Annotated in this window: 26 protein-coding genes; 4 read left to right on the top strand and 22 right to left on the bottom strand. The window is 38.5% G+C overall.

The window, feature by feature from the left end; translation table 11 throughout:
- Positions 1-38: 38 nt before the first annotated feature.
- Positions 39-209 carry a hypothetical protein gene (locus NE664_06735; GenBank protein ID MCQ4726358.1) on the bottom strand — a complete coding sequence of 57 codons (171 nt, stop codon included), beginning with the start codon at positions 207-209 and terminating at the stop codon, positions 39-41.
- A gap of 184 nt (positions 210-393) precedes the next feature.
- On the opposite strand from NE664_06735, the gene NE664_06740 reads away from it, so the two are divergent.
- Positions 394-1830: a recombinase family protein gene (locus tag NE664_06740; GenBank protein ID MCQ4726359.1), complete on the top strand. Its 1437-nt coding sequence runs from the start codon at positions 394-396 to the stop codon at positions 1828-1830.
- Positions 1831-1840: 10 nt separating this feature from the next.
- On the opposite strand, the gene NE664_06745 is transcribed toward NE664_06740, so the two are convergent.
- Positions 1841-2179, bottom strand: a complete 339-nt coding sequence (locus tag NE664_06745; protein ID MCQ4726360.1) for an ABC transporter substrate-binding protein — start codon at positions 2177-2179, stop codon at positions 1841-1843.
- 204 nt (positions 2180-2383) lie between these two features.
- Positions 2384-3082 carry a 4Fe-4S binding protein gene (locus tag NE664_06750; GenBank protein MCQ4726361.1) on the bottom strand — a complete coding sequence of 233 codons (699 nt, stop codon included), beginning with the start codon at positions 3080-3082 and terminating at the stop codon, positions 2384-2386.
- Positions 3083-3183: 101 nt separating this feature from the next.
- Between NE664_06750 and NE664_06755 the strand changes: the two genes are divergently transcribed.
- A complete protein-coding gene (locus tag NE664_06755; GenBank protein MCQ4726362.1) occupies positions 3184-3831 on the top strand; it encodes a Crp/Fnr family transcriptional regulator in 648 nt (215 codons plus the stop codon).
- Between the two features lie 54 nt (positions 3832-3885).
- On the opposite strand, the gene NE664_06760 is transcribed toward NE664_06755, so the two are convergent.
- The 3 genes from NE664_06760 to NE664_06770 form a co-directional block, all read right to left on the bottom strand.
- Entirely contained in the window at positions 3886-5082 is a 1197-nt protein-coding gene (locus tag NE664_06760; GenBank protein ID MCQ4726363.1) for a VWA containing CoxE family protein, read from the bottom strand.
- A 16-nt stretch (positions 5083-5098) separates the two neighbouring features.
- A complete protein-coding gene (locus tag NE664_06765) occupies positions 5099-5929 on the bottom strand; it encodes a MoxR family ATPase (GenBank protein MCQ4726364.1) in 831 nt (276 codons plus the stop codon).
- Positions 5930-6033: 104 nt separating this feature from the next.
- Entirely contained in the window at positions 6034-7626 is a 1593-nt protein-coding gene (locus NE664_06770) for a family 10 glycosylhydrolase (GenBank protein MCQ4726365.1), read from the bottom strand.
- Between the two features lie 269 nt (positions 7627-7895).
- Here NE664_06770 and NE664_06775 point away from each other — a divergent pair, with 269 nt between their 5' ends.
- Positions 7896-8303, top strand: a complete 408-nt coding sequence (locus tag NE664_06775; GenBank protein MCQ4726366.1) for a hypothetical protein — start codon at positions 7896-7898, stop codon at positions 8301-8303.
- A 71-nt stretch (positions 8304-8374) separates the two neighbouring features.
- On the opposite strand, the gene NE664_06780 is transcribed toward NE664_06775, so the two are convergent.
- The 9 genes from NE664_06780 to NE664_06820 all read right to left on the bottom strand — a co-directional run bounded on the left by NE664_06780 (position 8375) and on the right by NE664_06820 (position 18720).
- Positions 8375-8629, bottom strand: coding sequence for a DUF6514 family protein (locus tag NE664_06780; protein ID MCQ4726367.1), 255 nt, complete (start codon positions 8627-8629; stop codon positions 8375-8377).
- 158 nt (positions 8630-8787) lie between these two features.
- Positions 8788-10062 carry a GTPase HflX gene (gene hflX, locus NE664_06785; protein MCQ4726368.1) on the bottom strand — a complete coding sequence of 425 codons (1275 nt, stop codon included), beginning with the start codon at positions 10060-10062 and terminating at the stop codon, positions 8788-8790.
- Between the two features lie 221 nt (positions 10063-10283).
- The gene (locus NE664_06790; GenBank protein MCQ4726369.1) at positions 10284-11522 is read right to left on the bottom strand and encodes an LL-diaminopimelate aminotransferase; all 1239 of its coding nucleotides are present in this window, start codon (positions 11520-11522) and stop codon (positions 10284-10286) included.
- Between the two features lie 66 nt (positions 11523-11588).
- The gene (dapF, locus tag NE664_06795) at positions 11589-12422 is read right to left on the bottom strand and encodes a diaminopimelate epimerase (protein ID MCQ4726370.1); all 834 of its coding nucleotides are present in this window, start codon (positions 12420-12422) and stop codon (positions 11589-11591) included.
- A gap of 366 nt (positions 12423-12788) precedes the next feature.
- The gene (locus tag NE664_06800; protein ID MCQ4726371.1) at positions 12789-13991 is read right to left on the bottom strand and encodes a dicarboxylate/amino acid:cation symporter; all 1203 of its coding nucleotides are present in this window, start codon (positions 13989-13991) and stop codon (positions 12789-12791) included.
- Between the two features lie 78 nt (positions 13992-14069).
- Positions 14070-15257 (bottom strand): threonine ammonia-lyase, encoded by a 1188-nt coding sequence (ilvA, locus tag NE664_06805; protein ID MCQ4726372.1) that lies wholly within the window; start codon positions 15255-15257, stop codon positions 14070-14072.
- A gap of 40 nt (positions 15258-15297) precedes the next feature.
- The gene (gene sdaAA / locus NE664_06810) at positions 15298-16170 is read right to left on the bottom strand and encodes an L-serine ammonia-lyase, iron-sulfur-dependent, subunit alpha (protein ID MCQ4726373.1); all 873 of its coding nucleotides are present in this window, start codon (positions 16168-16170) and stop codon (positions 15298-15300) included.
- 21 nt (positions 16171-16191) lie between these two features.
- Positions 16192-16851, bottom strand: coding sequence for an L-serine ammonia-lyase, iron-sulfur-dependent subunit beta (gene sdaAB / locus NE664_06815; GenBank protein ID MCQ4726374.1), 660 nt, complete (start codon positions 16849-16851; stop codon positions 16192-16194).
- 642 nt (positions 16852-17493) lie between these two features.
- Positions 17494-18720: a hypothetical protein gene (locus NE664_06820; GenBank protein MCQ4726375.1), complete on the bottom strand. Its 1227-nt coding sequence runs from the start codon at positions 18718-18720 to the stop codon at positions 17494-17496.
- A 585-nt stretch (positions 18721-19305) separates the two neighbouring features.
- Between NE664_06820 and NE664_06825 the strand changes: the two genes are divergently transcribed.
- Entirely contained in the window at positions 19306-20733 is a 1428-nt protein-coding gene (locus NE664_06825; protein MCQ4726376.1) for a sigma 54-interacting transcriptional regulator, read from the top strand.
- A gap of 270 nt (positions 20734-21003) precedes the next feature.
- Here the strand turns inward: NE664_06825 and NE664_06830 are convergent, their stop codons facing one another.
- The 7 genes from NE664_06830 to NE664_06860 form a co-directional block, all read right to left on the bottom strand.
- Positions 21004-21897 (bottom strand): dihydrodipicolinate synthase family protein, encoded by an 894-nt coding sequence (locus tag NE664_06830; GenBank protein ID MCQ4726377.1) that lies wholly within the window; start codon positions 21895-21897, stop codon positions 21004-21006.
- Between the two features lie 29 nt (positions 21898-21926).
- Positions 21927-22646: a ribonuclease III gene (gene rnc, locus NE664_06835; protein MCQ4726378.1), complete on the bottom strand. Its 720-nt coding sequence runs from the start codon at positions 22644-22646 to the stop codon at positions 21927-21929.
- Positions 22624-22851: an acyl carrier protein gene (acpP, locus tag NE664_06840; GenBank protein ID MCQ4726379.1), complete on the bottom strand. Its 228-nt coding sequence runs from the start codon at positions 22849-22851 to the stop codon at positions 22624-22626. The genes rnc and acpP overlap by 23 nt, the downstream gene beginning before the upstream one ends.
- Positions 22852-22895: 44 nt before the next feature.
- The gene (gene plsX, locus NE664_06845) at positions 22896-23885 is read right to left on the bottom strand and encodes a phosphate acyltransferase PlsX (GenBank protein ID MCQ4726380.1); all 990 of its coding nucleotides are present in this window, start codon (positions 23883-23885) and stop codon (positions 22896-22898) included.
- Between the two features lie 95 nt (positions 23886-23980).
- Positions 23981-24160, bottom strand: coding sequence for a 50S ribosomal protein L32 (gene rpmF / locus NE664_06850; protein ID MCQ4726381.1), 180 nt, complete (start codon positions 24158-24160; stop codon positions 23981-23983).
- A 2-nt stretch (positions 24161-24162) separates the two neighbouring features.
- Positions 24163-24666 carry a DUF177 domain-containing protein gene (locus NE664_06855; GenBank protein ID MCQ4726382.1) on the bottom strand — a complete coding sequence of 168 codons (504 nt, stop codon included), beginning with the start codon at positions 24664-24666 and terminating at the stop codon, positions 24163-24165.
- Positions 24667-24748: 82 nt separating this feature from the next.
- Positions 24749-25942, bottom strand: a complete 1194-nt coding sequence (locus tag NE664_06860) for an acetate kinase (protein MCQ4726383.1) — start codon at positions 25940-25942, stop codon at positions 24749-24751.
- Between the last annotated feature and the right edge of the window lies 1 nt (position 25943).

The raw sequence follows: 25943 nt of genomic DNA on the forward strand, positions 1-25943 counted from the left end.
TATTAATAATAATATCATATATTATAACATCAATACTATCACTTTTGCTTAATTGTTTCAATTTCAAATTTCACTCCCATAACAGTTTTTTTGTCATATATTTTTTGTATAAATTCTTCATATTCTTTTACATTCAATTTGCAAATCAGCGTTGCTTTATCGTTCATTTTATCTGTCACTATCGATGAAAGAACTTTCAAATCTCCCAACTTCAATACACCTCCGGTTAAAAATATGAATATAATGTTAATTTTATTACTCATTTCAGCAAAAATGTCCAATCCTAAGGCAAATACCGGCATCACAAAATAAATTGTTCCTCTATAAATGTCATAAAAATTTATAAAACAGTATATTTTTAATATAACATATAATTTCGAGGTTTAATAGTCTATGAAAAATGCCGCCGCTTATATTAGGGTATCAACCGATGAACAGCTTGAATTTTCTCCTGACGCACAGAAAAGGGCTATTAAAGAATACGCAAAATGTAATAATATAGAAATTAAGGAAGAACATATATTTGTAGATGAAGGAATTTCGGGTCGCAAAGCCGAAAAACGTCCTGCATTTATGGCAATGATTTCCGCCGCCAAACAAAAGCCAAGACCGTTTGAAATGATACTTGTACATAAATTTGACAGGTTCGCCAGAAGCCGTGAAGACAGCGTAGTTTATAAATCCCTTCTTCGCAAGGAATACGGAATAAAAGTTATAAGCATAACCGAGCATATAGAAAACGATAAATTCTCAATTATACTTGAATCTATGCTTGAAGCGATGGCCGAATACTACAGCCTTAACCTTTCCGACGAAGTTAAAAAGGGAATGTTTGAAAAAGCAAGACGGGGGGAACATATCGGAAAACCTCCTTTCGGATACGATCTCATCAATAAGAACCTTGTTATAAACAATTCTGAAGAGGAAACGGTGAGAAAAATATTCGATTTATTCCTGTCGCATAACAAAAGCCTTACATATATTTCAAGATATCTGAATGACAACGGAATAACAACAAAAAACGGAGGTTTGTGGCGTAACTGTACCATAAAATATCTTTTGGAAAACCCTGTGTACGCCGGACTTACAAGATACAATTACATTTCATCAAATAAAACTTCCCCAAATCCCGAAAATGAGTGGATAATATCAAACGGTTCCCATACGCCCATTGTTTCAGTTGAGGAACATCTTTCCGCTGTAAAAAAACTGGATTCAAACGCTTCGCCTGTCGGCGAAAAAGCCAAAAATATAAGCAGCTGGCTTTACAGGCTCGTATACTGCAACAAATGCGGCTTTCCTCTTATTCTCCATAAATATAACAAAGGAAAATACAGCGCATTTGAATGTACCCACTGTCTGAAAGACGATAAAGACTTCCAAAAAACCATATCAAGCAAAAAAATTGAAAAATTAATCTTAGAAACAGTCAAAAATGATTTAAAAATACCAGACACTATAAAAATTAACTGTATGCCTGCCGTAAAATCCGAAAACCAAATTGCCGATAATTTAAAAAAGCAGTTAGAAAACATATCCAGAAAAAAAATTCTTGCGGAAAAAGCATATTTCTCAAATGTAGACAGCTTGGAAGAATACAGCCGCAATAAAAATTTGATTTTAAAAGAAGAAGATATAATATATAAAAAGCTTGAAGAATTGAAAATAAACTGCCAAAAACACAGCCTGCCTTCGCCTTTAAATCTTTATAGTATTCTGTCAGCTGCTTCAATTCCCATTGAAGAACGCAACTGCCTGGCAAAACAGTTTATATCGAAAATTTTACTGGATATGGAAAACGGGACAATTCAAATATATTATTATATATAATCCGTTTTCATCAGTTTAATTGAGCAAACGCTTTCGGATACCCTTCTTTGCCTTCATTATAAACGTATATGCCGGCTTCCGTACCGAGCAGGGCAATATCCGCGCTGTCTGAAAGCAAAGCTGTCATTGATTTGTCGGCTCCCTGCCCCACATCAAGAGTTATTGAAAGGCCCTCTTCTTCAAAAAAGCCTTTTTCCATCGCAACATATTGCGGGGCATAAAAAATCGAGTGAACAACCTCATTAAGCCTCACCTCAGTAAGTTCTTCGTCCTTTGTACATCCTGTAAAACATGCGGAAATGAGCAGAAGTGATGAAAAAATACACAACAAAACCTTATTTTTTTTCATTTTCTTCCTCCAAAAATTTTTTATTACACAATATATTCTCTGCATTCCGTAATTGTGCAAATCCAACGAAAAATAATTTATATAGTAATAAAATCTTTATCTTCTAAATATACTGTTATACATAAAAGTACATATAACTAAAGCGGGAAAATACCATGTTTCCCGCTTGTCTGCAATAATATTAATTTTAAGGTATATTTATTACTATTCTTTTATTCTTCCGTCAGTTGTAATCGTAACCACCTGCCATGGTATGAACTTACCGCTGTTCATAAGAGCAGTTTTTACGGCATTTTCTATCCCGCCGCAGCACGGAACTTCCATTCTCACAACAGTAACGCTTTTAATATCATTTTCAGCTATTATCGAAGTAAGTTTTTCAGAATAATCGACTCCGTCAAGTTTAGGACAGCCTATAACAGTGATTTTGTTTTTCATAAATTTCCTATGAAAATCGCCAAATGCAAATGCGGCGCAATCGGCGGCCACAAGAAGATTTGCCCCGTCAAAATACGGCGCTTTAACGGGAACAAGTTTAATCTGCACCGGCCACTGCATAAGCTGGGATATAACTTCTTCAGATTTTCGGCCGTTTTCTTCAATATTCCTTGATATTGTTTTTGCCGCGCTGCCTTTACAGCCTGAATTTGAGTTTCCGTAAGTTTTATTTGTTTTATTGCGCTTAACAGCTTCCTCGTCATATGCCGCCGCTTCCCTTTCCACAAAGGAAATAGCCCCGGTAGGACAAGCCGGAAGGCAGTCCCCAAGCCCGTCGCAATAATCGTCCCTTAAAAGCTTCGCCTTACCGTCTACCATTCCTATAGCGCCTTCATGACAGGCTTCCGCACATATTCCGCATCCGTTGCATTTGTTTTCATTTATTTCAATAATTTTCCTAATCATATTTATCCCCCTCAAAGTTTTTTAATTAATTGACTTTATGGCTAAACTATACTACAATTTCTTCTGTAAATCGGTTGTAAAAACAACAGAAAGGAATATTTATGGACATATTAAATCAAACGCTTTTTAAAGGGATAGATAAAAAAGACGCCGAGGATTTCATTAAAAGCTCATTTGTAAACAGAAAAACCTTTGAAAAAGAAACTTTTATTTTAACAAGCGGAAATTTCGCTTCTTCCCTCGGCATTATACTTTCAGGTAAAATTTATATTATAAACGAAGATTTTTGGGGAAACAGGACAATAATTTCCGAAATCGGAACAGGAGATATTTTTGCCGAGTCGTATGCGTGCATACCCGACGAACCTCTTTCGGTAAGCGCCGTAGCCGCAGAAAAAACAGAAATATTATTTCTTGACGTCAGAACAGTTATATCTGCACAGGCCCCTTCATGCAAAGTTCAGGCGGCAATTATCAAAAACCTGTTAACGATACTTGCAAAAAAAAACATACTTCTTACAAGAAAAATGGAACATATATCAAAAAGAACGACACGCGAAAAACTTCTTTCATATCTTTCATCACAGTCTGTCAAATATAATTCATCTTCATTCGTTATACCATTTAACAGACAACAGCTTGCCGACTACCTTTCCGTTGACAGGAGCGCAATGTCAAACGAACTTTGTAAACTTCGAGACGAAGGGCTTTTATCATTTAATAAAAACCATTTTGAATTAAAACAATAAAAGCCGCTGCTTTTGGACAGACTCTACCGTGCCTGTCCAAAAGTATACGGCATGTTATCTTGCGGCAATAAGTTTTTTAAGAGCTCTTTCCAAATCGTTAACAGTAAGCGGGTACATATCAAACTCATTGTTAATTATGTTATATGTCTGCATCCAGAATGAGGATCTCCACTCGATTTCAACTATAGGATTAAGCCAAACCATATTTTCATATTTGCTTTGGAACCGTTTAAGCCATTCCATTCCGGTAACCTCAGTTCTCGCGCCGTAATTGTAATAGCTCCTTCCCAAAAGTTCGCTCGGATCCATTGATGCATCGCCCACTATAATAACCTTATAATCGCCGCTTATATTTTTCAGCACCCATTCGGTATCAATCCAATTTCCCGGGATACAGTAAGGATCGGTATACAATTTTGAATATATACAATTATGGAAATAATAAACCTTCAAATCCTTAAAATGGCTTGATTTGCTTACAGCTTGGAACAATGAACTGCAAAGTCCGCTGTAAAAATCCATTGAACCGCCGCTGTCCATAAGCAAAAGCACTTTAACCGTGTTTTGTCTGGGCCTTCCATATACAAGCTTCAAATTTCCGGCATTATTGCATGTTTCATCAATGCTTCCGTCAACATCAAGTTCGGTTTTAGGCGCGTCAACCCTGCTTGAAAACTGTCTTAAACGCCTGAAAGCCATTTGAAATTGTCTTGTATCAAGCACAGTATCATTCCTGAAGTCCCTGAAATTACGTTCGCTTGCAACCTGCATAGCGCTTCGCCGCATGCTTTTTCCGCCTACCCTTATACCGTTTGAAGCATTGCCGCTGTTTCCGAAAACGGACATTCCTCCCGTGCCAATCCAATATTTGCCGCCGTTATGTTCGCTGTCCTGCTCCTTTAACCTTTCAAGCAGCATTTTTTGAATTTCTTCATGGCTTAGACTTAAATTATACTCATCCTGCGCCTTATCATAATTGTCTTTTTTCTCTTTCGGATTGTTAAGCCAATCCATAAGCTCCTTTGGAATTTCCTCAAAATATTTTATGTCTTTAAAAAATTCAAGGAACGCCCCGTCAAATTTATCAAACTCCGTTTCGCTTTTAACCAAAATACTCCTTGCAAGATAATAAAACGAAGTAAAACTTGAATACGCAAGCCCTTTATCCAAAGCTTCCATAAGTGTAAGCCATTCATTAAGCGAAACTTTCAGCCCCTTTGCCCTCAGCAAATAAAAAAAGGCGGTAAACATAGCTTTCACTCCTTATTTAATATTTGAATCTTCTTTTAACTCTTTCAAGCGTCTCAAGATCCTCATTTTTCTTCAGCAGCACGCCCGCAAAAGGAACTTCTTTCTTAATAAGTTCAGGAGATACTCCCCCTATTTCCAAAGCCTGAATCCAGTCGATAACTTCAGAAGTGCTTGGTTTTTTCTGTATGTCCATTTCCCTTATCCAATAGAAAGTATCCATAACCTGCGCAAGAAGCTTTTCGTCAAGGCTGTCAAAGTGCACCTTAACAATTTCTTCCATAAGTTCCTGCGACGGAAATTCTATATAATGGAATATACACCTTCTTAAAAACGCATCCGGCAGTTCTTTTTCCGCATTGGAAGTTATAATTACAATCGGCCTTTGTTTAGCTTTTATCGTTTCTTTTGTTTCAGGGATATAAAATTCCATTTTATCAAGTTCCCACAAAAGGTCGTTAGGGAACTCAAGATCCGCCTTATCAATCTCGTCAATCAAAAGTATTACCTGTTTTTCCGAGTTAAAAGCTTCTCCGAGTTTTCCAAGCTTAACATACTTCTTAATATCGTCTACGCCTTCTCCCCCAAACTGGCTGTCATAAAGCCTTTGGACAACGTCATATACATAAAGCCCGTCCTGAGCTTTTGTTGTGGATTTAATATTCCATATAATAAGTTCTTTATCAAGCGCTTTGCTGATAGCCTCTGCAAGCATAGTTTTTCCCGTTCCCGGCTCGCCTTTTATCAAAAGCGGTTTTTCAAGCGCCATTGCAATATTTACCGATCTCATAAGCTGTTCGCTTGCAACATAATTTTGGCTTCCATTAAAGTGCTCTTTTTCTTTAATCATGCTTTTACCTCCAAAATAAAAATATGAAAAATATTTTACCATACTTTAAAATAAAATTCCACTAAAAAGCCGCCGATTATGTTAACCGACGGCCGCTTAAACCTTTATTCGCTGTACCCGACAAGAGTTACTATTCCTATAGCGTTAAGCTCATTGTTCCAAACAACGCCGAAGTCAACTGCTTTTGCAACGTCCCTAAGCTTATAGAAATTATTTCCGTCTATATTATACGCCTCACATTCTACAGGGGAATTATTAACATAAAGCGTTGCATTTGAAACTGCGGCAGTTTTGTCGCTGCCGTTGCCGGCCTCAAGCTCGCCGCCTGCCTCAGTATATTTTTCCCCAAGAGATAATGTTATAGACTGCTTATCTTCATCCCATACGGTATCAAACTGCTTGTCTGTGTCGTTCAGCACATACGCCAAGTCGCGCAGTTTAAAATAATTATAACCGTCGATATTATACGCTTCAAGCGTTTTTTCCACACCGTTAACCATAACGGAAGATTTTGAATACTTTGCGTTTACCGTTTTTACAGGAACATTTGGTTTTGTCTGATTCTGAGTATCATTTTCGATATGAGTTTCCGCATATGCTGTTTTTAACGTATCATATGCCCCCTGTCTGTTGTTGAGCAGATCTTTTGAGCTGTAATAAATATTTCCGGATACGTTGTCATATTTTCCGCATATTTCAAGGTGACTGCCTATTTCTCCGGCAATAACGTCTTTATACAGGCCTTCGCCTATGTAAAGTTCCACGTCCGTGCCTTCAACCTGTTTGTCCCACCATTTTACAACCTCTTCATAAGGAGCTGTTGAGTGGTTTGTTTCCCAATAAATTTGAGGTACAATATAGTCTACCCAACCATTCTCAATCCATTCAAGAGTATCGGCATAACCGTTATAATAAGTCTGCGATCCTTTGAAATCCACTGTATTTTTATATATACCGGCCGGGCTTACGCCGAACTCAACGTCGTTGTCTCCATACATTTCTACTGTTTCATGAACTTTTCTTATAAGGCTGTTAATATCTTCGCGTCTTTGATCTGCCTCAGGACCGTCCCCGTCGCCGTTTGTAAGCGGGTACTTGTCAGGATAAAAATAATCGTCAAAATGTATTCCGTCTACGTCATAATTAACGAGTATCTCTTCCACGGTGTCGCATATAAAATCCTGAACTTCTTCCAAAGCCGGATTAAGATACAATGCATTATTATGCGATATAAGCCAGTCAGGGTGCTTCTTTGCGGCATTTTTATCAGCAAGCACGCTTACGTCTGTTCCGGACGTAGTTACCCTGTATGGATTGAGCCATGCATGGATTTTCATTCCTCTCTTATGCGTTTCCTCAACCATATATTCAAGAGGATCATACTGGGGATACCCATCCTGCGAGCCTGTAAGCACATCGCTCCATGGATTTATTTCAGAGTTATAAAGCGCATCGTTTTTCGGCCTTATCTGGACTATAACCGTATTAAGTCCGGCCGCTTTATACCTGTCAAGTTTTTCCGAAAATTCGGCCTTTTGGGCTGAAACATTCCCGACATTCGAAACTGAGGGGAAATCTATGTTATAGACGCTTGCGACCCAAACGCCCCTCATCTCTTCCTCAGCCGCCTGAACAGGCATGGCTATACCGCCGAAAGCCATTGATAAAGTAAGCATAAAACCAATTATTTTTTTCATTATCCTTCTCCTTATTTTAAACTTATATGCTAATTATAAGTATTTTTGTCTTTAATTTCAATGGAATATGCCGGAAAAAATGCTGTTTTTAAATCTAATTTCAAAACCGTTTTCATATAAACATAATATCCTTATATATCAAAAATATCCTACTATTAAAAATCAATATGCAGTTGCTTCAAAAACACACCGACTGCCGAATATAAAAGTTGACAATGCCTATCTTTTTTATATAATGTATATAGATAAACGATATTGGAGGCACATATATGAGCGGATTTGCAAGGGCAATTACACTATGGGTTATTGGATTTGTCTTATCAATTTTACTTAATAAAGCACAAATGAAACTTCTTTCTTCACACAGCGATTCCCAATCGGAACTAAACGACATAAAAACTGCAAAAAAACACTTTACCGCAACATTTATTGTAAACTGTGCCGCTCTTTTTGCCTCGGAATTTATACCTATTTCAGCAATTGTCTGGATATTCTTTATCGGCTGCGGCATGCTTCTGGCGCCTGTTTTTTACAATGTCGTATATGTATGCCTGCCACAGACAAGAAACAGCAAACTTAGGTTCCTTCTCACAATAATGTCGCTTTTAAACATTATTCTGATAGCGTATACATTGATTTATATATATTACAGCAATATCAATAAACCATTTATGTAAAAAATAACCATGTATATTAAATGTTTTAATATACATGGTTATTTACTTTTCTTTCTCTGATAAAGCTAACTTCAATTCATTAATTCATCAATCACTTCCGCAAGTACAAACGGCGTAACGGTGTTATCGGCCAACGTCCTAATCAGGCCTAAAGCTTCTTTTTCTGTTTCAAAAATACACCTAATATTATCCTTATCCACGACTGTGTCATTTTGTACCTTCTCTGCCCCGATCCCATAATAACCATTGTCTTCCAAAATATAATAGTTAATGCGGAAATCGTTTACCTCATCTTTCACAAACCTTGCTTCTAATGCTTCTAGCAAAAAAATCTACCTCCCCAAATGTCTTAGCTCCATAAAAGCTTAAATGCATTATACATCTTTTTCCAATTAAATTCTACACAAAGTTTGCGTCATTTTTCGCATATTATGATAAGGATATTGTAAACCTTTACCAAAAGCCACCATTTGTGTCTTAAAAGTCATCTTATGATATAATTATTAAATCTGCTTTTCGTTTCATCATTAACATATGCTTCTATAACGGTACCTTCAGTCGTATGCTCTTCCGATACTATTTCACACCTTCCATGTAACAGCGACAATAAATTGCCTTCCGTATATGGAATTAAAATCTTCACTGTACTTCTATAAGATTTTAATACGTTTTCAATAGTTTCGTTCAAAAATTGCAAGTCTTTTTTATTTTTTGCGGAAATTTTTATGGAAGTTTTACAATATTTGTCTGCCGGAACGGGAAGTTCAACATCTTTATCCATTTTATTAAATATAGTAATAACAGGCTTATCATCGCATCCAAGTTCTTTAAGCGTTTTATACACAACCTCCATATGATGCTGCCTTCCAGGATCTGAAGCGTCAACTACATGCAAAAGCACATCTGCATATTTAAGTTCTTCCAAAGTAGCCTTGAACGCCTCTACCAGGTGGTGTGAAAGTTTCTGTATAAAACCGACTGTATCAGAAAGAAGTATATTTGTTCCTCCCGGAAGCTTAACATTTCTTGTAGTCGTATCCAAAGTTGCAAAAAGCATATCTTCTTCAAGCACTCCGGCATCTGTAAGGCCGTTTAAAATAGTACTTTTGCCGGCGTTTGTATATCCGACAAGAGACACTGTCGGCATTCCTTTCCTCTCCCTTTGGGAGCGTAAAAGTTCCCTGTGCGTTCTTACATCTTCCAAATCTCCTTTGAGTTCAGAGATACGATCTTTTATATATCTCCTGTCAACTTCCAGTTTTTTCTCACCAGGCCCGCGCGTTCCAATTCCGCCGCCGAGACGTGATAATGAAGCACCCAAACCTGTCAGCCTTGAAAGCCTGTATTTTAATTGCGCAAGTTCAACCTGTATTTTTCCTTCGCTCGAAGAGGCCCTTGAAGCAAAAATATCAAGTATTACCATTGTCCTGTCCATTATTTTAGTTTCAAGGAGTTTTTCCATATTTCTAATCTGCGCCGGCGTCAATTCGTCGTCACAAATTATGCCTGTAGCGTCCAATGCATTTATCATTAATTTCAGTTCCTCTATCTTACCTGTCCCTAAATAATGGCCGGGATGCGGCCTGTCCCTTTTTTGTATTATCCTACCGACCATTTCAGCCTTGGCCGTTGCAGCAAGTTCTGCCAATTCGTCAAGGCATGAATCTATATCCATCCCCTCCGTTTCCAAATCGCAACCAACAAGTATAACCCTCTCTGCCTTTTCTTGCGTTGCATGAAGTTCTCTTTCCTTAGCCACCTTACCACTTCCTTTCCAGCCCTCTTAGTATATCTCTTTTTTGTATGTTTGCATAGCATAATTTATTCATTATCCATATTTCCTACCGTTTTTGTTCCACATTATGAATAGTGAAAAAACGGATAAGCTAATTCTTATCCGTTTTTTCAGACTTTAATGCACACTTTTATATATTATTGTATATTAACATACACACTAATGTTTCAATTTCTAAAGTTTAATCAGAAAATAAATTCCGTATCGGAAAGCCTTCTATATATCTCGTCAATAACCCCTTTTTCTTCATCTTCTGTTTTTGCAACAAATGTAACCGACATACGAACATATGGCTCCACATCATCCCATGGCACTGTTGAAATCAGCTTTTCCTTTATAAGATATTGGCTGAATTCTTCTGCATTTTTAAACTCAATTCCACCTTTAATTCCCTTTGGTATTTTAACATATAAATAGAATGAAGCCTTCGGCTTTTTTGCTTTAAAGCCCAATTTATTAAGAACTTCCACAAGCATGTCATGGCGTCTTGAATATTTTTTTGCCGTTTCCGACGTTATTTCAGTATGCTCCAAAGCATATTTGCCTGCAAGCTGTATTGCATTAAACTGCCCTGAGTCATTATTGTCTTTAACAGCCGCAAAAGCTTTAACTACAAGCGGATTACCTGTTACAAACGCCATCCTCCATCCCGTCATGTTGAAAGCCTTGCTGAGGGAATGTATCTCTATGCCCACATCCATTGCGCCATCGACACTCAGAAAACTTAACGGCTTTGTTCCGTCAAATGTTAAAGCGGCATATGCGGCATCCTGAACCACAACTATATTATATTTCTTAGCAAAAGAAATAACTTCATTATAAAATTCCTTTGACGCAAATGCCCCAGTCGGATTATTAGGATAATTTATATACAAAAGCTTTGCTTTTTTTGCAACATCCTCCGGTATGGAAGATAATTCAGGCAAAAATCCGTTGGCTTCAAGCAAAGGAAGCTTATAAACTTTACCGCCAAGCCATGAAGTCATAGTTCCTATTACAGGATAGCCGGGAATTGTCATAATAGTTATATCTCCCGGATTTATAAACGCCTGTGCAATCATTGCAAGCGCCGGTTTTGAACCTATCGAATGTATAACCTGTGTATACGGATCAATTCCTTTAACCCCATATATGTCGTTCATATATTTTGCAGCGGCTTTCTGAAAATCCTCGCGGCCGTTATCTGTATAACCCCTATTTTCCCAAACTGCCGCCTGTTTTGCAAGCTCCGCAATAACGCCTGCATCGGCCATGTCGTCAGGTTCGCCGACGCCCATGTCAATAATTTCCACACCCGGGTAAGCCGCCATTGCCGCGCGCTTTGCCCTTTTAATTTTCTCAAACTTATAAAGGACAGTATCCTTTCCGAATTTGTCCCCGCCGATTCTCTCGGCTATAAGCCCTTGAATATAACTATCAGCCATTTAAAATCCCCCTTTTTAAAATTCTGATAAAACCGCCGGCAGAACAATTCCGCCGTTAATTTATAGCTATGCAAGCCAGACGCCGTCAAATGAATAGCGGGCCGGGCCTGTCATATATACGCGGTTATTTTCTTCGTTCCATTCAATCATTAAGTTGCCGCCGAGAAGTTCAACTTCCGTTCTCCTGCCGCATAACCCATTTAAAACCGACGCCACCACACAGGCGCATGTTCCTGTCCCACATGCCAGCGTTTCCCCTGAGCCGCGTTCCCAAACCCTCATTTTCAAATAATTATCGTTTACTTTTTCAACAAACTCCACATTGACCCTGTTTGGGAAAAACTTATCATTCTCAATAACGCTTCCGTATTTTTCAACATCAAAATCTTTTATGTTTTCTACATATGTCACTGCATGGGGATTTCCCATTGAAAGGCATGTAAATTTAAAATTTTCCCCGCATGCCTGTATAGTTTTCCTAACGATTTCATTCCCGCCTTCAGAAACGGGTATTTTTTCAGCTTTAAAAACAGGTTCGCCCATATCTACCCGTATAGTATCCACCGCTCCGTCAATAACATTTAGTTCCAATATTTTAATCCCGACAAGCGTGCTTATGGATACCGTAGTTTTGTCGGTAAGCCCCCTGTCATATACATATTTGCCGACACATCTTATACCGTTTCCGCACATTTCAGATTCAGAACCGTCCGCATTAAACATTCTCATCCTGAAATCCGCCTCGTCGCTTGGGCATATAAGTATAAGGCCGTCGCTGCCTACACCATAATTCCTGTTGCTCATTTTAACAGCCAGAGCTGAAGGATCTTCAACATTCTCCTCGAAGCAGTTTATATAAACATAGTCGTTTCCACATCCCTGCATTTTCGTAAATTTCATTGTTTACACCGCCTAATTTATATTATTTTAAAGTAAAATCATGTAGCTTTGTGTTAACAATTATATCATTACACCATATTTACCGTAAATATATAAAATGCAAAAATACATATAAAAATGGCGCTTTTTTTTAGCAATATTAACCTGTATTACAGCTTTAAAAATCTGTTTTATGGACAAAAAATATTGTTAAAATTATATGTATTAAAACTTCATCAAGATAATCTGTTAACAAACGTACTCTCATATTATTTATTTTAAGCGCATAAAAAGCCGCCTGCTTAAAAACAGGCGGCCTGCTTTAATTTTACTGCCAAAATCCAAATACATACTTCTAATACAGGGGCAAAAGTTAATCAGTCAAAATTATTGTGCTTTTTCCTCTTTACTTGATATAGCATCCATAAACACGGCTATAGCTCCGTCACCCGTTACGTTGCATGCAGTACCGAAGCTGTCCTGAGCTATGTAAAGGGCAATCATAAGCGCAAGCATAGGCTCGTTAAAGTGGAGCATTGATTCAAGTATACCAAGCGCCGCCATAACCGCTCCGCCCGGAACTCCGGGAGCCGCAACCATAGTAACGCCAAGCATTAAAATAAACGGAAGCATAGAACCGAAAGAAACATCCCAGCCGTTAAGAAGCATTATAGCAATAGAGCAGCTCGTAAGCGTAATTGTACTTCCCGAAAGATGTATTGTAGCGCAAAGCGGGCATACAAATTCGGCAATACGGTCTACAACTCCGTTCTTTTTCGTACAGTCTACCGTAACAGGTATTGTCGCTGCCGACGACTGTGTGCCAATCGCCGTAAAATATGCCGGTATCATATTTTTGATAAGCATAAAAGGATTTTTCTTTGCAACAGCGCCTGCTATTGTATATTGGATAATTAATATAGCAAAATGAAGTATAAGTATAATACCAAACACTTTTATAAATACTGTCATAATCTCAAATACAGTGCCTGCAAATGTAAGGTTTGCAAATATACCGTAAACGTGGAAAGGAAGCAGAGGAATAATTATGCTTGTTACAAGCTTGGTTATAATATCCTGAAGCCCATTAAATACATCCCTCAAAGGCTTATTGTCAGTAACTGCAATTCCAAGGCCCAATGTAAATGCAATAAGCAGAGCTGTCATAACTTCCATTACCGGAGGCATTTCAATTTGGAAAAATCCGGAAAGCATTGTTTCTTCCGCATTCTGCGCATTGTCCATAACAATCGAACCTACTTCAAGGAAACTCGGGAAAATAGCAGTATCTGTAAAGTAGGCAATAGAGCCTGCCATAATTGTTGAAATATATGCAACAAGCGCTGTAAGCGCAAGAGTTTTTCCCGCGCCTGTTCCAAGATCCGCAATACCAGGAACAACAAATCCTATAATAATTAATGGAATCGCAAAGTTAAGGAAATTACCGAAAATCCCGTTAAAAGTAGCGCCAAGCCTTATTATAACGTCAGTATTAAGCACTTCTTTTGAAAGCATGCCGATCACGATACCCAAAATAATAGCTATAATAAGCTTAGGAAGCAACCCTATTTTCTTTTTTTCTTTCTCCATAAAATTCCGCTGTGGGCACATAATTTATTTCGCCCACAACTCCCTCCTTCTCAATCAAAATAAACAACATGTAAAATATCAAAAAACTTCATATCCTTTAGATTTCAGCAGGCTGCGTATCTCTTTAACATGTTCCATATTCCTTGTTTCCAAAACCATAGTCACAACACATGAATTAATTTCAGATTTTTCATCTTCCCTCTCATGTACAACGCTCATAACATTTGCGCCTGTTTTCGAAACAACCTGTAAAAGGTTAATAAGCTGGCCCGGCTTATCCATAACCTTCGTTGTGAATTCAGCAATACGTCCTGACTTTGTCAAGCCTTTTGTTATAACCCTTGATAGAATACTGACGTCGATATTGCCTCCTGAAACTACACATACAACCTTCTTGCCTTTAACATCGATTTTATTGAACATAACGGCTGCAACTGAGGTTGCCCCCGCGCCTTCAGCAACAGTTTTTTGCCCTTCCATCAATGTAAGTATTGCTGTTGCGATTTCATCTTCACTCACAGTTACGATGTCATCAACATATTTTTGACAAAGCTCAAACGTCAAATCACCCGGCTTTTTAACCGCTATGCCGTCGGCAATGGTTGAAACGCTGTCAAGCTCTGTTACAGCCCCGTTTTTTCTTGAATTATACATACTTGGAGCTCCGGCCGCCTGAACGCCTATAACTTTACATTCAGGCTTAATAGCTTTAATCGCGTATGAAATACCGCTTATAAGCCCGCCCCCGCCAATTGGTACAACCACGACATCCACATCCGGAAGCTGGTTAAGTATTTCAAGGCCTATTGTCCCCTGCCCTGCAATAACTCTTTCGTCATTGAACGGATGGGCGAAGGTATAGCCTTTTTCTTCAACAAGCTGCACTGCTTTCGCATATGCGTCGTCATATACTCCCGGAACAAGCACGACTTCAGCCCCATAATTCCTGGTAGCTTCCACCTTTGATAAAGGCGCCCCTTCCGGCATGCAAATAATAGATTTAATTCCCGCTTTCGAAGCCGACAAAGCAACTCCCTGCGCATGGTTTCCCGCCGAACATGCAATAACTCCGTGTTCCTTTTCTTCTGCAGAAAGGCTGTGTATTTTGTAATATGCCCCCCTAAGTTTAAAAGAACCGGTCAGCTGAAGGTTTTCGGCTTTAATATAAATATTTTCTCCGATTTTCGGAGCGGAAGATACCGGCGTTAACCTTGCCACATCCCGTAATACGCGCTGCGCATCATAAAGCATTTCTAATGAAATCATTTACATTACCTCCATTTACAGTTAGTTTCCAATAATAACTTTAACCAAAAACCCTTTTACACAGTTCACGGCCTGTCGGCGTTGCGGCCAAACCTCCTTCTGCCGTTTCCCTTAATGCCGATGGCATAGAATTTCCTATCTTCTTCATAGCCAAAATAACCTCGTCAGCCGGAATAGCGCTTTCTATGCCTGCAAGAGCAAGCTCTGCCCCGACAAAAGCATTGGCAACGCCCATGGCGTTTCTTTTTATACAAGGTATCTCTACAAGGCCTGCAACCGGATCGCATACAAGGCCCAATATATTTTTTAATGATATTGCGCAAGCATCGGATGCCATTTGCGGGCTGCCTCCGCACATTTCAACAAGGGCGGCCGCCGCCATCGCACTCGCACTTCCACACTCAGCCTGACATCCGCCTTCAGCTCCGGAAATGCTTGCATTATTGGCTATAACCATACCAAAAGCCGACGCCGTAAACAGCGCCTTTACTACAGTATCATCATCCAGCCCACGATCTTCCATTATTGTCAGAAGCGCTCCCGGAAGTATTCCGCAGCTTCCGGCCGTAGGGGCTGCCACGATCCTGCCCATGCATGCATTTGTCTGGGAAACGGCAAGAGCTTTCACCATAGCTTCGCCAAATATTTTTCCGCATATATTTCTGCCGCCGTCAACCTGTTTTTTCATTTTGTATGCGCTTCCGCCCGTTAATCCGCTTGCAGAACGCTTGTCCGGATCTACTCCTTCCAAAACTGCTTCCTTCATAACTTCAAGAGCCTTTTTCATCCGGTTGAAAATTTCTTCTTGAGTCGTTTCAAGCGACAGCGCCTGTTCTTCTATAACTAAATCTGATATATTCTTTCCGCTCTCTTCGGCAAGACGCACAATTTCAGCTATGGAGTCATATTTCATATTTTTCCTCCTCATAGATTATTAAATTGCTTTTAATATTGTAGAACCCGTTACGTTAGGAAAGTTCTTTATAGCCTCATTTACAGACGGATTTATATCGCCGTCAATTTCAATCACCATAACTGCAATGCCGCCTTTGCGGCTTCTTCTAAGCTCAAACCTTCCTATGTTAACGCCGCGCCTTGCAAGTATATTCGTAACGTCAGAAATCATACCGGGCACATCCATATGGTGGACTATTATTGTTGTAGCTTTTCCGTTTATGCTTACAGCGGTATCGTCTATTTTGGTAATAAGAATGTTTCCGCCTCCTACAGACGCCCCCTGAACCGAAACATATTTCCCGCTCTCGCCGGTAAGTTCAATTAAAACTGTATTCGGATGCGCTCCTTCAATATCCGTTTCATAAAAAGTAAATTTAAGTCCGCTCTCTTCGGCAATTTCAAGGCTGTTTCTAAGTCTTATATCATCGGTATCCATATTCAAAATACCGGCAATAACAGCTTTGTCTGTTCCGTGCCCTTTATATGTTTTGGCAAAAGAGCCGCTGAAATAAATATCGGCTTTTACGGCGCGTTCTCCTAAAAACGTATATGCATATTTGCCGATCCTTGACGCGCCGGCCGTGTGAGAGCTTGAAGGCCCAACCATAATCGGCCCTATAATATCAAAAGCGTCCATGTGCTTCTCCTTAAAATATTTCATGATTCAAACAATTTACAAAACTTACAAATCCATATGTTCATTATATAGATAAAAAATTTTTTAGTCAATGTATTTCTGTCACAAACATTCAGCATAAAACCGTAAATAAATTGATTATGTTCATCTGATGAATACATTCTATTTTGAGTGACGGCTTTTGCATTAAATCTGCCTAAAAATCGTATTATTTTATAGTTTATTACCAATTTTTTTTGTGAATATCGACGTTTTTTATAATAAATTAATAAATATATATAAATTAAAACAGCGCATAAGATGTATTTGATTTTATGCATTAAAAAAAATTATTATATACGCAAATTATTATTTTTTATTGACTAAAATTATAATATAATGCAATATTTCATGAACATTTTATTCCAACCGCATTTCATAATTAAAATCATATTTTAATACAAATCCAAAAGTTTAATTGGTTATAACAGCTTATAATATCAAAATACCCTTTTTACACAATATTTATTTACAATAATAAAATAATAATTTCAATCCGCCTTCTAATCTGCATAAAAAATCCCGCCTGTTAAAAGCGGGATTAATACATTCTGTTTACATAGTCTTTAAAAAATTTGTCTTGTGAATTGTACGAAATGAAAATCAAATAGGCAGATACGGTATTATAAGCTTAATAATAACGGCTTCAATGGCAATCGCAATACCCATACCGCCCGTACCTCCCACAACGCCGTGATACCGCGTCAATTTTCCGCTTAACGCCGCTGCAAAAAGCGGGCATAGGAATGAAGACATAAGCGCCCCTATTATTATAATCGGCAATGATGTTCCGAATGTCATTACAAAAGCCCCCTGTGCAAGGCTGGCAGTAAATGTGTTATACCACCCAAATTTCTGCCACTTATCATAATGCACAAATATAGCAAGCGAAGTTCCCATAAGCTGCGATGCCAAAATTGCCGATGTAAATGTAAAACCTCCGTAACATGGATGCGCCGGATTCATAACCCAACTTATAATCAAGCCCAATATAAGGCCGGCGCCGGCTATTTCATTGCCCATAAAATAAATTTCAGTAAAGTCGGATAACGTTCGGCGAGTCATCCAGCCAACTCCTGTTCCAACAGTAGGAGGCAGCGGAGGCAATTCTCCGGCTTTTAATTCAGGCAAAGGCGCAGCCGCGGCTTTTTTCTTTTCTTCTTCTTTGGCTTTTATAATAGGCTTCATCCACGGAAGCAGCCTGACAAATTCCATAATCAGAATGCCGGCAATAGCCATGCCGAAAATGGCATTTCCCGAAATACTGGGAAGGCCAAGCATGGTTGCAATTTTAATTCCGAAACATCCCATTGGAAACTGTACTATTCCCGAAATAATACCGCCTGTTAACGCAACAGTCCATCCCCCGCCATACATAAATACTAATGCGGCAGGTATAGTACATCCCGGAAGGAATGTAGGCATCCAACCGTTTTTTAAAGAAGGGCTGTACAATAATGTTGAAACTGTCATCCCTATAAAAGCCGCCGCAACAACCCAAGGAAACACTCCAAGGTTTGCGCATATAGGATTACCCATTTTGTCTGATTTTTTCAGCCAAAGCTTGTGGGCAACAAGCCCGCCAATCAACAGGCCTATTGAAGCAATTAAAGATTTATGTACCGTGCCTTCTGTTAAATCCCCGATTATCCAAAGGATTTTGTAGCCCCAATTATCTATGGCTCCGTTTTGCCATGTCAAATAGTCAAACAGAATATGCGGCCCCTCAAGCAGTTTTTCCTCCAAAGGCGGAAAAGCGAAATAAATAGCCAAGGCTACAATCCATATAACAATCAGTCCGGGTAAAATTTTACTTCTTGATATTCTCATAATATATACCTCCCTTACTTATATTACACTTATAATATAGCAATAATAATGCCAAACGGCGCCTAGATATATTGTTTAATTTAACAATTTTTCATCATATAAAATTATGTCATCCTCAATTTTGTTGTGAATATCACTATATATATTTTTTATATCCACGATTTTATGTGCATTTTTGCACACATTTTATTTTATTGCTAAAAATATATTGTAACTGTAAGATGATTTTTTATGTGCATTATTTCATCATTGTGCAAATATGCACACATTAAAATAAGTACATATTAAGAAATAAGAATCTTATATTTTTTTGTAATATGCTCGTTTAAAACCAATATTATCATATAATACGCTAATCTACATAGAGCCTCTGTATACATAATTTACAGCTTACATATTGTTTAAGGCACTTTTATATGATAAAATTTTATTGTAAGATCATTAAACGAGATAATCAAAATTCTGCATGTATCCCCAATATAACAATGCAGTATCGGTTAATAAACTGGAGTTTGCATAATTACTATATATGCTTATCAAAACCATATAAATTGTTAAAATGCACTTTTGAAAGAGAGGTACAGTATGCACAAAAGCAATTATGATCTTCCGTATGAATTAAGCGACGAGCTTTTACATAACCCATTTGTCGGTATATGTATTGCCGACGGCAAAGGCATTGTACTTGCCGTAAACGAAGCGCAAACAAGGATTACATCGCTTCCTAAAGAAACATGGGTTGGCAAATATATGAAAACCCTTGTAGAGCAGAAATTAATCTCTATCTCATCAACCGTCGAAGTATTGAAAGAAAAGCGTCCGATAACGCTTCACCAGGTCGTCAGCAACGGAAAATCATATGATGTAAGCGCAAAACCGATTTATGACAATCACGGCAATATCAAATTTGTCATAAGTTATCTGCTTGACATAACAACTCTTGTACAAACGCAAAACACAATAGAAAAACTCCAAAAAGACAAAGAACAGATTGAATATAAATATCAGCAGCTTCAGGAAGCTTTGGGACGACTTGGCAGTGTAGTGTACCAAAGCCCCGCAATGCATGATATTGTGGAATTGGCTAAAAAAGTGGCAAATACCCAAGCAACCGTCCTTATAACAGGACCCACAGGTTCGGGAAAAGAAGTAATCGCAAACTTGCTTCATGAAGAAAGCATGCGTAAGGATGAACCTTTTATAAAAGTAAACTGTTCGGCTATACCGGAGTCCCTGTTGGAAAGCGAACTTTTCGGATATGAACCGGGAGCCTTTACCGGCAGCGACAAAAAAGGGAAAAAAGGGCTTTTCGAAAGCGCCGACGGAGGCACTCTGCTTCTTGATGAAATAGGAGAAATGCCAATTTCATTACAAGCAAAGCTTTTGCGCGTTCTCCAAGATCAGCAGGTCAGGAGAATCGGCGGCAGCAAAACCATTCATGTTAACGTACGCCTTATAGCCTCGACAAACGCTTCGCTTAAAGCCATGATAGCCCAAAAAAAATTCAGAGAAGATTTATATTACAGAATAAACGTAATAGAAATAAAAGTTCCTCCTTTAAGCCAGCGCAAAGAGGACGTTCCTCTCTTAGCCGAACATTTTGTTAATATATTTAATACAAAGTATAATTGTAATAAAAAGTTATCTTACGACGCGCTTCAATATATCTCTTCAATGAATTATCCCGGAAATGTCCGTGAATTGAGAAACATAATAGAACGGCTTATCGTACAAAGCCACAGCGACGAAATCACATTGAGCGACACATTTGAGGCTTTGGGAATTATAAGCATTAAAACCGCGGCAGATGAAATTTCACTTGAAACGCAAATTCAAAAAGATATGTCTTTAAAAGAAATAATGAACCAATACGAAAACAAAGTTATAAAAGAATATATGAAAGTATACGGCAGTGCGGCCGCAGTTGCAAAAAAGCTTAAAACCGATCGTACTACAATATCAAGAAAAATAACCAAATATACTGTCGAAAATAAATCCGAAACTGAAAATTAAATACATTATTCTGTTTTTATACCACTATTATTTTTAAATGGTATATTAAAATTCTGCATTTTCTTCAAACTAAACATATAGGAAATGATTGCCGCCTCATAGTTTCCTGTAAGCTTTGTCAAATTTCCAAAATGCAAAATCTTCATATTTCCGGAAAATAACAAATTGCTGTTATTCCATCATATAATAAAACCCATACTTTCGTAATAAATTGAAAGTATGGGTTTTCCATATGTATGTTTGAAATAAAAATAAATTATGTCAATAGGGTTACAACAAACCAATATCTTTCATAATATCAACAAGTTTTTTCTCCTGGTTCTCATCAGGCATGATAAAAGGAGGCGTCACATATTCGCTTATATTTAAACCTCTTAAATTCAGAGCTCTTTTCATAACAGGTATATAAGGCGAATTTATTGTATATATCCTCATTGCTTTATTAACAATCTTTTGACATTCGGCCATTTTATCAAAATCTTTATTACCTACAGCTTTAACAAAATCAGCAAAAAGTTCCGGCATAAGGTTTGAAAGCCCGCCGATAACGCCGGCCCCCCCTCCCAGAACAACCGAAGCAAAATTTTCATCAAATCCGCTGTAAACTTCAAAATCAGGAAATTCCGGCAAAACCGTATTCATAATTTCCCGTGTGTGTGATATAAGGCTTATGGTGTCTTTGCATCCAACTATATTTTTATGTTTTTTTAGAAGGTTAAGTATAATTTGAGGCTTAAGATCATGCCCCGTTATATCAGGATAATTATATAAATATATATTCCCTTTAATTCCTTCGGCAACTATATCATAGTATTTCTCAATACTGTCGTCGGTAAGCCGGAAATAGTAAGGGGAAATAATCATAACGCCGTCGGCTCCCTTATCAAGGGCATAGTTTCCAAGCTCTATAGTTTCCTCGGCGATCATCCTGCTTGTGCCTATGTAAAGTTTTGTTTTGCCTTTGCAAAATTCAGCTGCTATGTCAATAAGACGTTTTATTTCACATATTTCCATGTTGAAAAATTCGCCTGTGCTTCCCATTATTACAATGCCGTCTATGCCGCCTTTTATAAGGTGATCATAAAGCTTAATATTGCCATCTTTATCGACTTTGCCATTTTCATCAAAAATAGTCACAGCCGGCGTTAAATACCTTGCCTTCATAAAAAATCCCCCTAACCGCTTAATAATCTTCAGTCAAATTTCTTTAAGGCATTGTTGGCCGCATTTTGTTCCGCTTCTTTTTTGCTCCTGCCCTTTCCCGTTCCAAGCGTTTTTCCACAGTGCGAAACCTGGGCTGTAAACTCCTTAACATGATCCGGACCGTTTTCGCCGACAATAGAATAAACAAGCGGTTCTTTACTTTCTTTCTGTAAAATTTCCTGAAGCTTTGTTTTATAATCGGCATCCCTAAAACTGTCTTTCAGTTCTTCAATTACGCCGCCCATTAAGTTAAGCACATATTTTTCGGCTTCATCTATGCCGCTGTCTAAGCATACCGCCCCAATAACCGCTTCAAAAGCGTCGGCAAGTATAGACGCGCGTTCCCTTCCGCCCGTTAGTTCTTCTCCTTTTCCAAGTAAAAGAAGTTTACCAAATCCTATTTCCTTTGCCTTTTTTGCAAGCGAGCCTTCGCATACTACGCTTGCCCTTAATTTTGAAAGTTCGCCTTCCGGCATATTAGGAAACCTTTTGTATATATATTTGCTGATTATAAATTCCAGCGCCGCATCGCCGAGAAATTCCAAGCGTTCATTATACTCAAGCCTTCCGAGCCTATGCTCGTTGGAATATGAACTATGTGTAAAAGCCAGCATAAGAAGGTTTTGATTTTTAAATCCGTAATTAATCCTTTTTTGAAATTCCTGTAACTGTGTACTATTCATCGCATTATTCCACAATGTTTTTAACATACTCTACAGCGTCGCCTACAGATTTAATCTTCTCCACGTCTTCATTATCAAATTCAATATTAAATTCCTCTTCCAAAGCAGAAATAATCTGGAACAAATCCAACGAGTCGGCTCCCAAATCAGCAAAAACCGTTTCCTCATTAATTTCAGACTCCGATATACCAAGCTGTTCCGCAATGATTGCTATAACCTGTGACTTATCCATATTTTAACTACCTCCAAAAAATTTTAATATTTTTATACAATACATTATAGCTTTTCTTCTATTTTTAATACAATATCATTTTCAACAAAAATTTCGCATTGTTTTATTGCATTTTTTATCCCTTTTGCCTTTGAACTGCCATGAGCTTTAACAACAAGAGATTTGAGGCCCAAAAACGGGGCTCCGCCAACTTCTTCGGAATCAAAACGCTTTTTAATATTCCTGAAAGGCGTTTTAAGCGCCATGGCCGCAAACTTATAAGCCCCCGCCGTAATTTCGCTTTTAATAATGCCTAAAAGTGCAAGGCTTAACCCCTCTGAAAGTTTAAGTATAGTGTTGCCGACAAAACCGTCGCATACGACAACATCGGCGCCGCCAAAAGGTATTTCCCTTGCCTCAATATTACCTGTAAAGTTTATATTTTCGGTTTCCTCCAAAATTTCATATGTTTCCTTAACTAGAGCGTTTCCCTTTTCTTTTTCCGCCCCTATATTTGCAACGGCAATACGGGGATTTTTAACTCCCATAACATTTTCAACATAAACCGACGCCATTTTTGCAAACTGCACAAGGTAATTAGGCTTGCAGTCAACATTTGCGCCGCTGTCAAGAAGGAACGTAAAACCGTTTGCCGTAGGGAGACACGTTCCGAGAGCCGGCCTTTCTATACCTTTAATACGCCCTATTATAACGGTTGCTCCTGTTAAAAGAGCTCCTGTGCTTCCGGCCGATACAAATGCGGCGGCCTGCCCGTTTTTAATAAGGTTAAGGCCGACTACCATTGACGAATCCTTCTTTTTCCTGATTGCGCTTGTCGGAACTTCGTCTGTTGAAATAACCTCTGAGGCGTTAACAACTTCAACCTTGTTTTTATCATATTTATATTTAGCAAGTTCTTCGTTTATAGTCTTTTCTATGCCGACAAGAACAATATTAGAACCAAACTCGTTAACAGCCTCCACAGCGCCCTTTACAATTTCAAACGGCGCATTGTCACCGCCCATTGCATCAACCGCAATTTTAACATTTTCCATAAACGAATACCTCCTAAATGCAAAATATTGTATTAATATAGATATATAGCAGAAAAGACAGCAGTCAAATGCTGTCTTTCCATAAAAAATATAAATTATTCAACGTCTAAAACTACTTTTTTGTTATATGAACCACAAGCCTTGCAAACTTTGTGTGGCATCATTAACTCGCCGCATTTGCTGCATGCAACTAATGTTGGAGTTGCAATTTTCCAGCTCTGGGCTTTCCTTTTATCCCTTTTAGACTTTGATACTCTGCCTTTTGGTACAGCCATTTCTACACCTCCTCATCCAATTTGAAAAGAGAACGTAAACTTTCAAATCTAGGGTCTATATAGTCGGTTCTGCATTCGCAGACGCCGTCGTTCAAATCCTTGCCGCAAATCGGGCAAAGGCCTTTGCAGTCCTCACTGCACACAACCTTCATCGGGAGGCTGGTTAAAATGCCGCGGCTGACTACATCTTCCAAATCAATAATGTCGCCCGAAAAAGTTTCTGCCTCTTTTTCTTTACCTGTATTAGAAAAATTTTCGTTAATCTTGAAATCAAGCTTAAAGCTGACCGGTTTAAGGCATCTGTCGCAAGCGGATTCAACCTCTGCTGAACCGTCGGCCAAAACATTAAAAACGCCGTCAAGATTAGTAACCGTTCCTTCAACCTTTACAGGCGACAGAAACTTATTAATTCCGCGGAAGCTATTTGTATTCAAAATATTTTTTTCAATATTAAAGCACAGGCTTGCGCCGTTTTGTTTTAATATTTCCGAAATATTAATTACCATTTAATCACTCCCACAGTCATACCTATAGTATTATACATATATCAAGTAAATTCGTCAACTATTTCTTTATCGAAACCTTAAATTATTTACATACAAGATCCCTTGTATCTCTTGCAATAACAAGTTCTTCATTAGTAGGAATAACAAAAACAGGAACCCTTGACTGTTTTGTCGTGATTTCGATAGCTTCTCCCCTGAGGCTGTTTTTATAGCTGTCAAGCGTAATTCCGAGATACCTGAGGTAATCGCAGATTATCTGGCGTGTCGCGCCGCTGTTTTCACCAAGGCCCGCCGTAAATACAATAGCGTCAACGCCTTTCATAACGGCAACATATTCGCCGATTGTTTTTGCAACCCTGTAAGCAAATGTGTCAAGTGCAGTAGCAGCCCTTGCATTACCGCTGCTTTCAGCTTCCTCTATGTCCCTGAAATCGCTTGAAACGCCTGAAATACCGAGCACGCCGCTTTCTTTGTTAAGTATCCTGTCCATTTCGGAAGGCGAGAGGTTTTCTTTCTGCATTAAGTAAAGCACAGCGGCAGGGTCAACGCTTCCGCTTCTTGTACCCATTGCAATACCGTCAAGCGGCGTAAATCCCATTGAAGTGTCAACCGAAACGCCGTTTCTTACGGCACAGATTGAACCGCCGTTTCCAAGGTGGCATGTAATAATCTTAAGTTCTTCAATAGGAATATTCATCATCTTAGCACATTCCTGTGAAACAAACTTGTGGCTCGTTCCATGGAAACCATATTTCCTGATTTTATATTTTTCATAGTATTTATAAGGTATAGCATAAAGGTATGCTTTTTCAGGCATCGTCTGGTGGAAAGCAGTGTCGAAAACGCCGACCTGAGGAACTCCCGGCATAAGCTTCTCACATGCCGCAATGCCTATAAGGTTGGCAGGGTTATGGAGAGGCGCAAGATCCGAGCATATTTCAAGCGCTTTTTTAACCTCATCGTTTATAATAACAGAATTTGCGAAATATTCGCCGCCATGCACCACACGGTGTCCTATTGCGTTAATCTCGCTTACAGTCTTTATAACGCCATGGTCGGGATCTAAAAGCGCGTCGATTACGGCCTGAACTGCCACAGTGTGGTCGGCAAGAGGCTCGTCAGATACAAATTTATCTTTTCCCGGAACTTCATGTTTAAGTCTGCCGTCAATTCCAATCCTTTCGCAAAGACCTTTTGCAAGCACTTTTTCCGTATCGCCGTCAATAAGCTGGTATTTTAATGATGAACTCCCACAGTTTAATACTAATATATTCATT

It is taken from the genome of Anaerotignum faecicola (genome assembly GCA_024460105.1).
Taxonomy (GTDB): Bacteria; Bacillota; Clostridia; order Lachnospirales; family Anaerotignaceae; genus JANFXS01.

Coding starts and splice junctions, on each gene's coding strand:
- NE664_06740 (MCQ4726359.1), top strand. CDS start 394: ATGAAAAATGCCGCCGCTTATATTAGGGTATCAACCGATGAACAGCTT.
- NE664_06745 (MCQ4726360.1), bottom strand. CDS start 2,179: ATGAAAAAAAATAAGGTTTTGTTGTGTATTTTTTCATCACTTCTGCTC.
- NE664_06750 (MCQ4726361.1), bottom strand. CDS start 3,082: ATGATTAGGAAAATTATTGAAATAAATGAAAACAAATGCAACGGATGC.
- NE664_06755 (MCQ4726362.1), top strand. CDS start 3,184: ATGGACATATTAAATCAAACGCTTTTTAAAGGGATAGATAAAAAAGAC.
- NE664_06760 (MCQ4726363.1), bottom strand. CDS start 5,082: ATGTTTACCGCCTTTTTTTATTTGCTGAGGGCAAAGGGGCTGAAAGTT.
- NE664_06765 (MCQ4726364.1), bottom strand. CDS start 5,929: ATGATTAAAGAAAAAGAGCACTTTAATGGAAGCCAAAATTATGTTGCA.
- NE664_06770 (MCQ4726365.1), bottom strand. CDS start 7,626: ATGAAAAAAATAATTGGTTTTATGCTTACTTTATCAATGGCTTTCGGC.
- NE664_06775 (MCQ4726366.1), top strand. CDS start 7,896: ATGAGCGGATTTGCAAGGGCAATTACACTATGGGTTATTGGATTTGTC.
- NE664_06790 (MCQ4726369.1), bottom strand. CDS start 11,522: ATGGCTGATAGTTATATTCAAGGGCTTATAGCCGAGAGAATCGGCGGG.
- dapF (MCQ4726370.1), bottom strand. CDS start 12,422: ATGAAATTTACGAAAATGCAGGGATGTGGAAACGACTATGTTTATATA.
- NE664_06800 (MCQ4726371.1), bottom strand. CDS start 13,991: ATGGAGAAAGAAAAAAAGAAAATAGGGTTGCTTCCTAAGCTTATTATA.
- ilvA (MCQ4726372.1), bottom strand. CDS start 15,257: ATGATTTCATTAGAAATGCTTTATGATGCGCAGCGCGTATTACGGGAT.
- sdaAA (MCQ4726373.1), bottom strand. CDS start 16,170: ATGAAATATGACTCCATAGCTGAAATTGTGCGTCTTGCCGAAGAGAGC.
- sdaAB (MCQ4726374.1), bottom strand. CDS start 16,851: ATGGACGCTTTTGATATTATAGGGCCGATTATGGTTGGGCCTTCAAGC.
- NE664_06820 (MCQ4726375.1), bottom strand. CDS start 18,720: ATGAGAATATCAAGAAGTAAAATTTTACCCGGACTGATTGTTATATGG.
- NE664_06825 (MCQ4726376.1), top strand. CDS start 19,306: ATGCACAAAAGCAATTATGATCTTCCGTATGAATTAAGCGACGAGCTT.
- NE664_06830 (MCQ4726377.1), bottom strand. CDS start 21,897: ATGAAGGCAAGGTATTTAACGCCGGCTGTGACTATTTTTGATGAAAAT.
- rnc (MCQ4726378.1), bottom strand. CDS start 22,646: ATGTTAAAAACATTGTGGAATAATGCGATGAATAGTACACAGTTACAG.
- acpP (MCQ4726379.1), bottom strand. CDS start 22,851: ATGGATAAGTCACAGGTTATAGCAATCATTGCGGAACAGCTTGGTATA.
- plsX (MCQ4726380.1), bottom strand. CDS start 23,885: ATGGAAAATGTTAAAATTGCGGTTGATGCAATGGGCGGTGACAATGCG.
- rpmF (MCQ4726381.1), bottom strand. CDS start 24,160: ATGGCTGTACCAAAAGGCAGAGTATCAAAGTCTAAAAGGGATAAAAGG.
- NE664_06855 (MCQ4726382.1), bottom strand. CDS start 24,666: ATGGTAATTAATATTTCGGAAATATTAAAACAAAACGGCGCAAGCCTG.
- NE664_06860 (MCQ4726383.1), bottom strand. CDS start 25,942: ATGAATATATTAGTATTAAACTGTGGGAGTTCATCATTAAAATACCAG.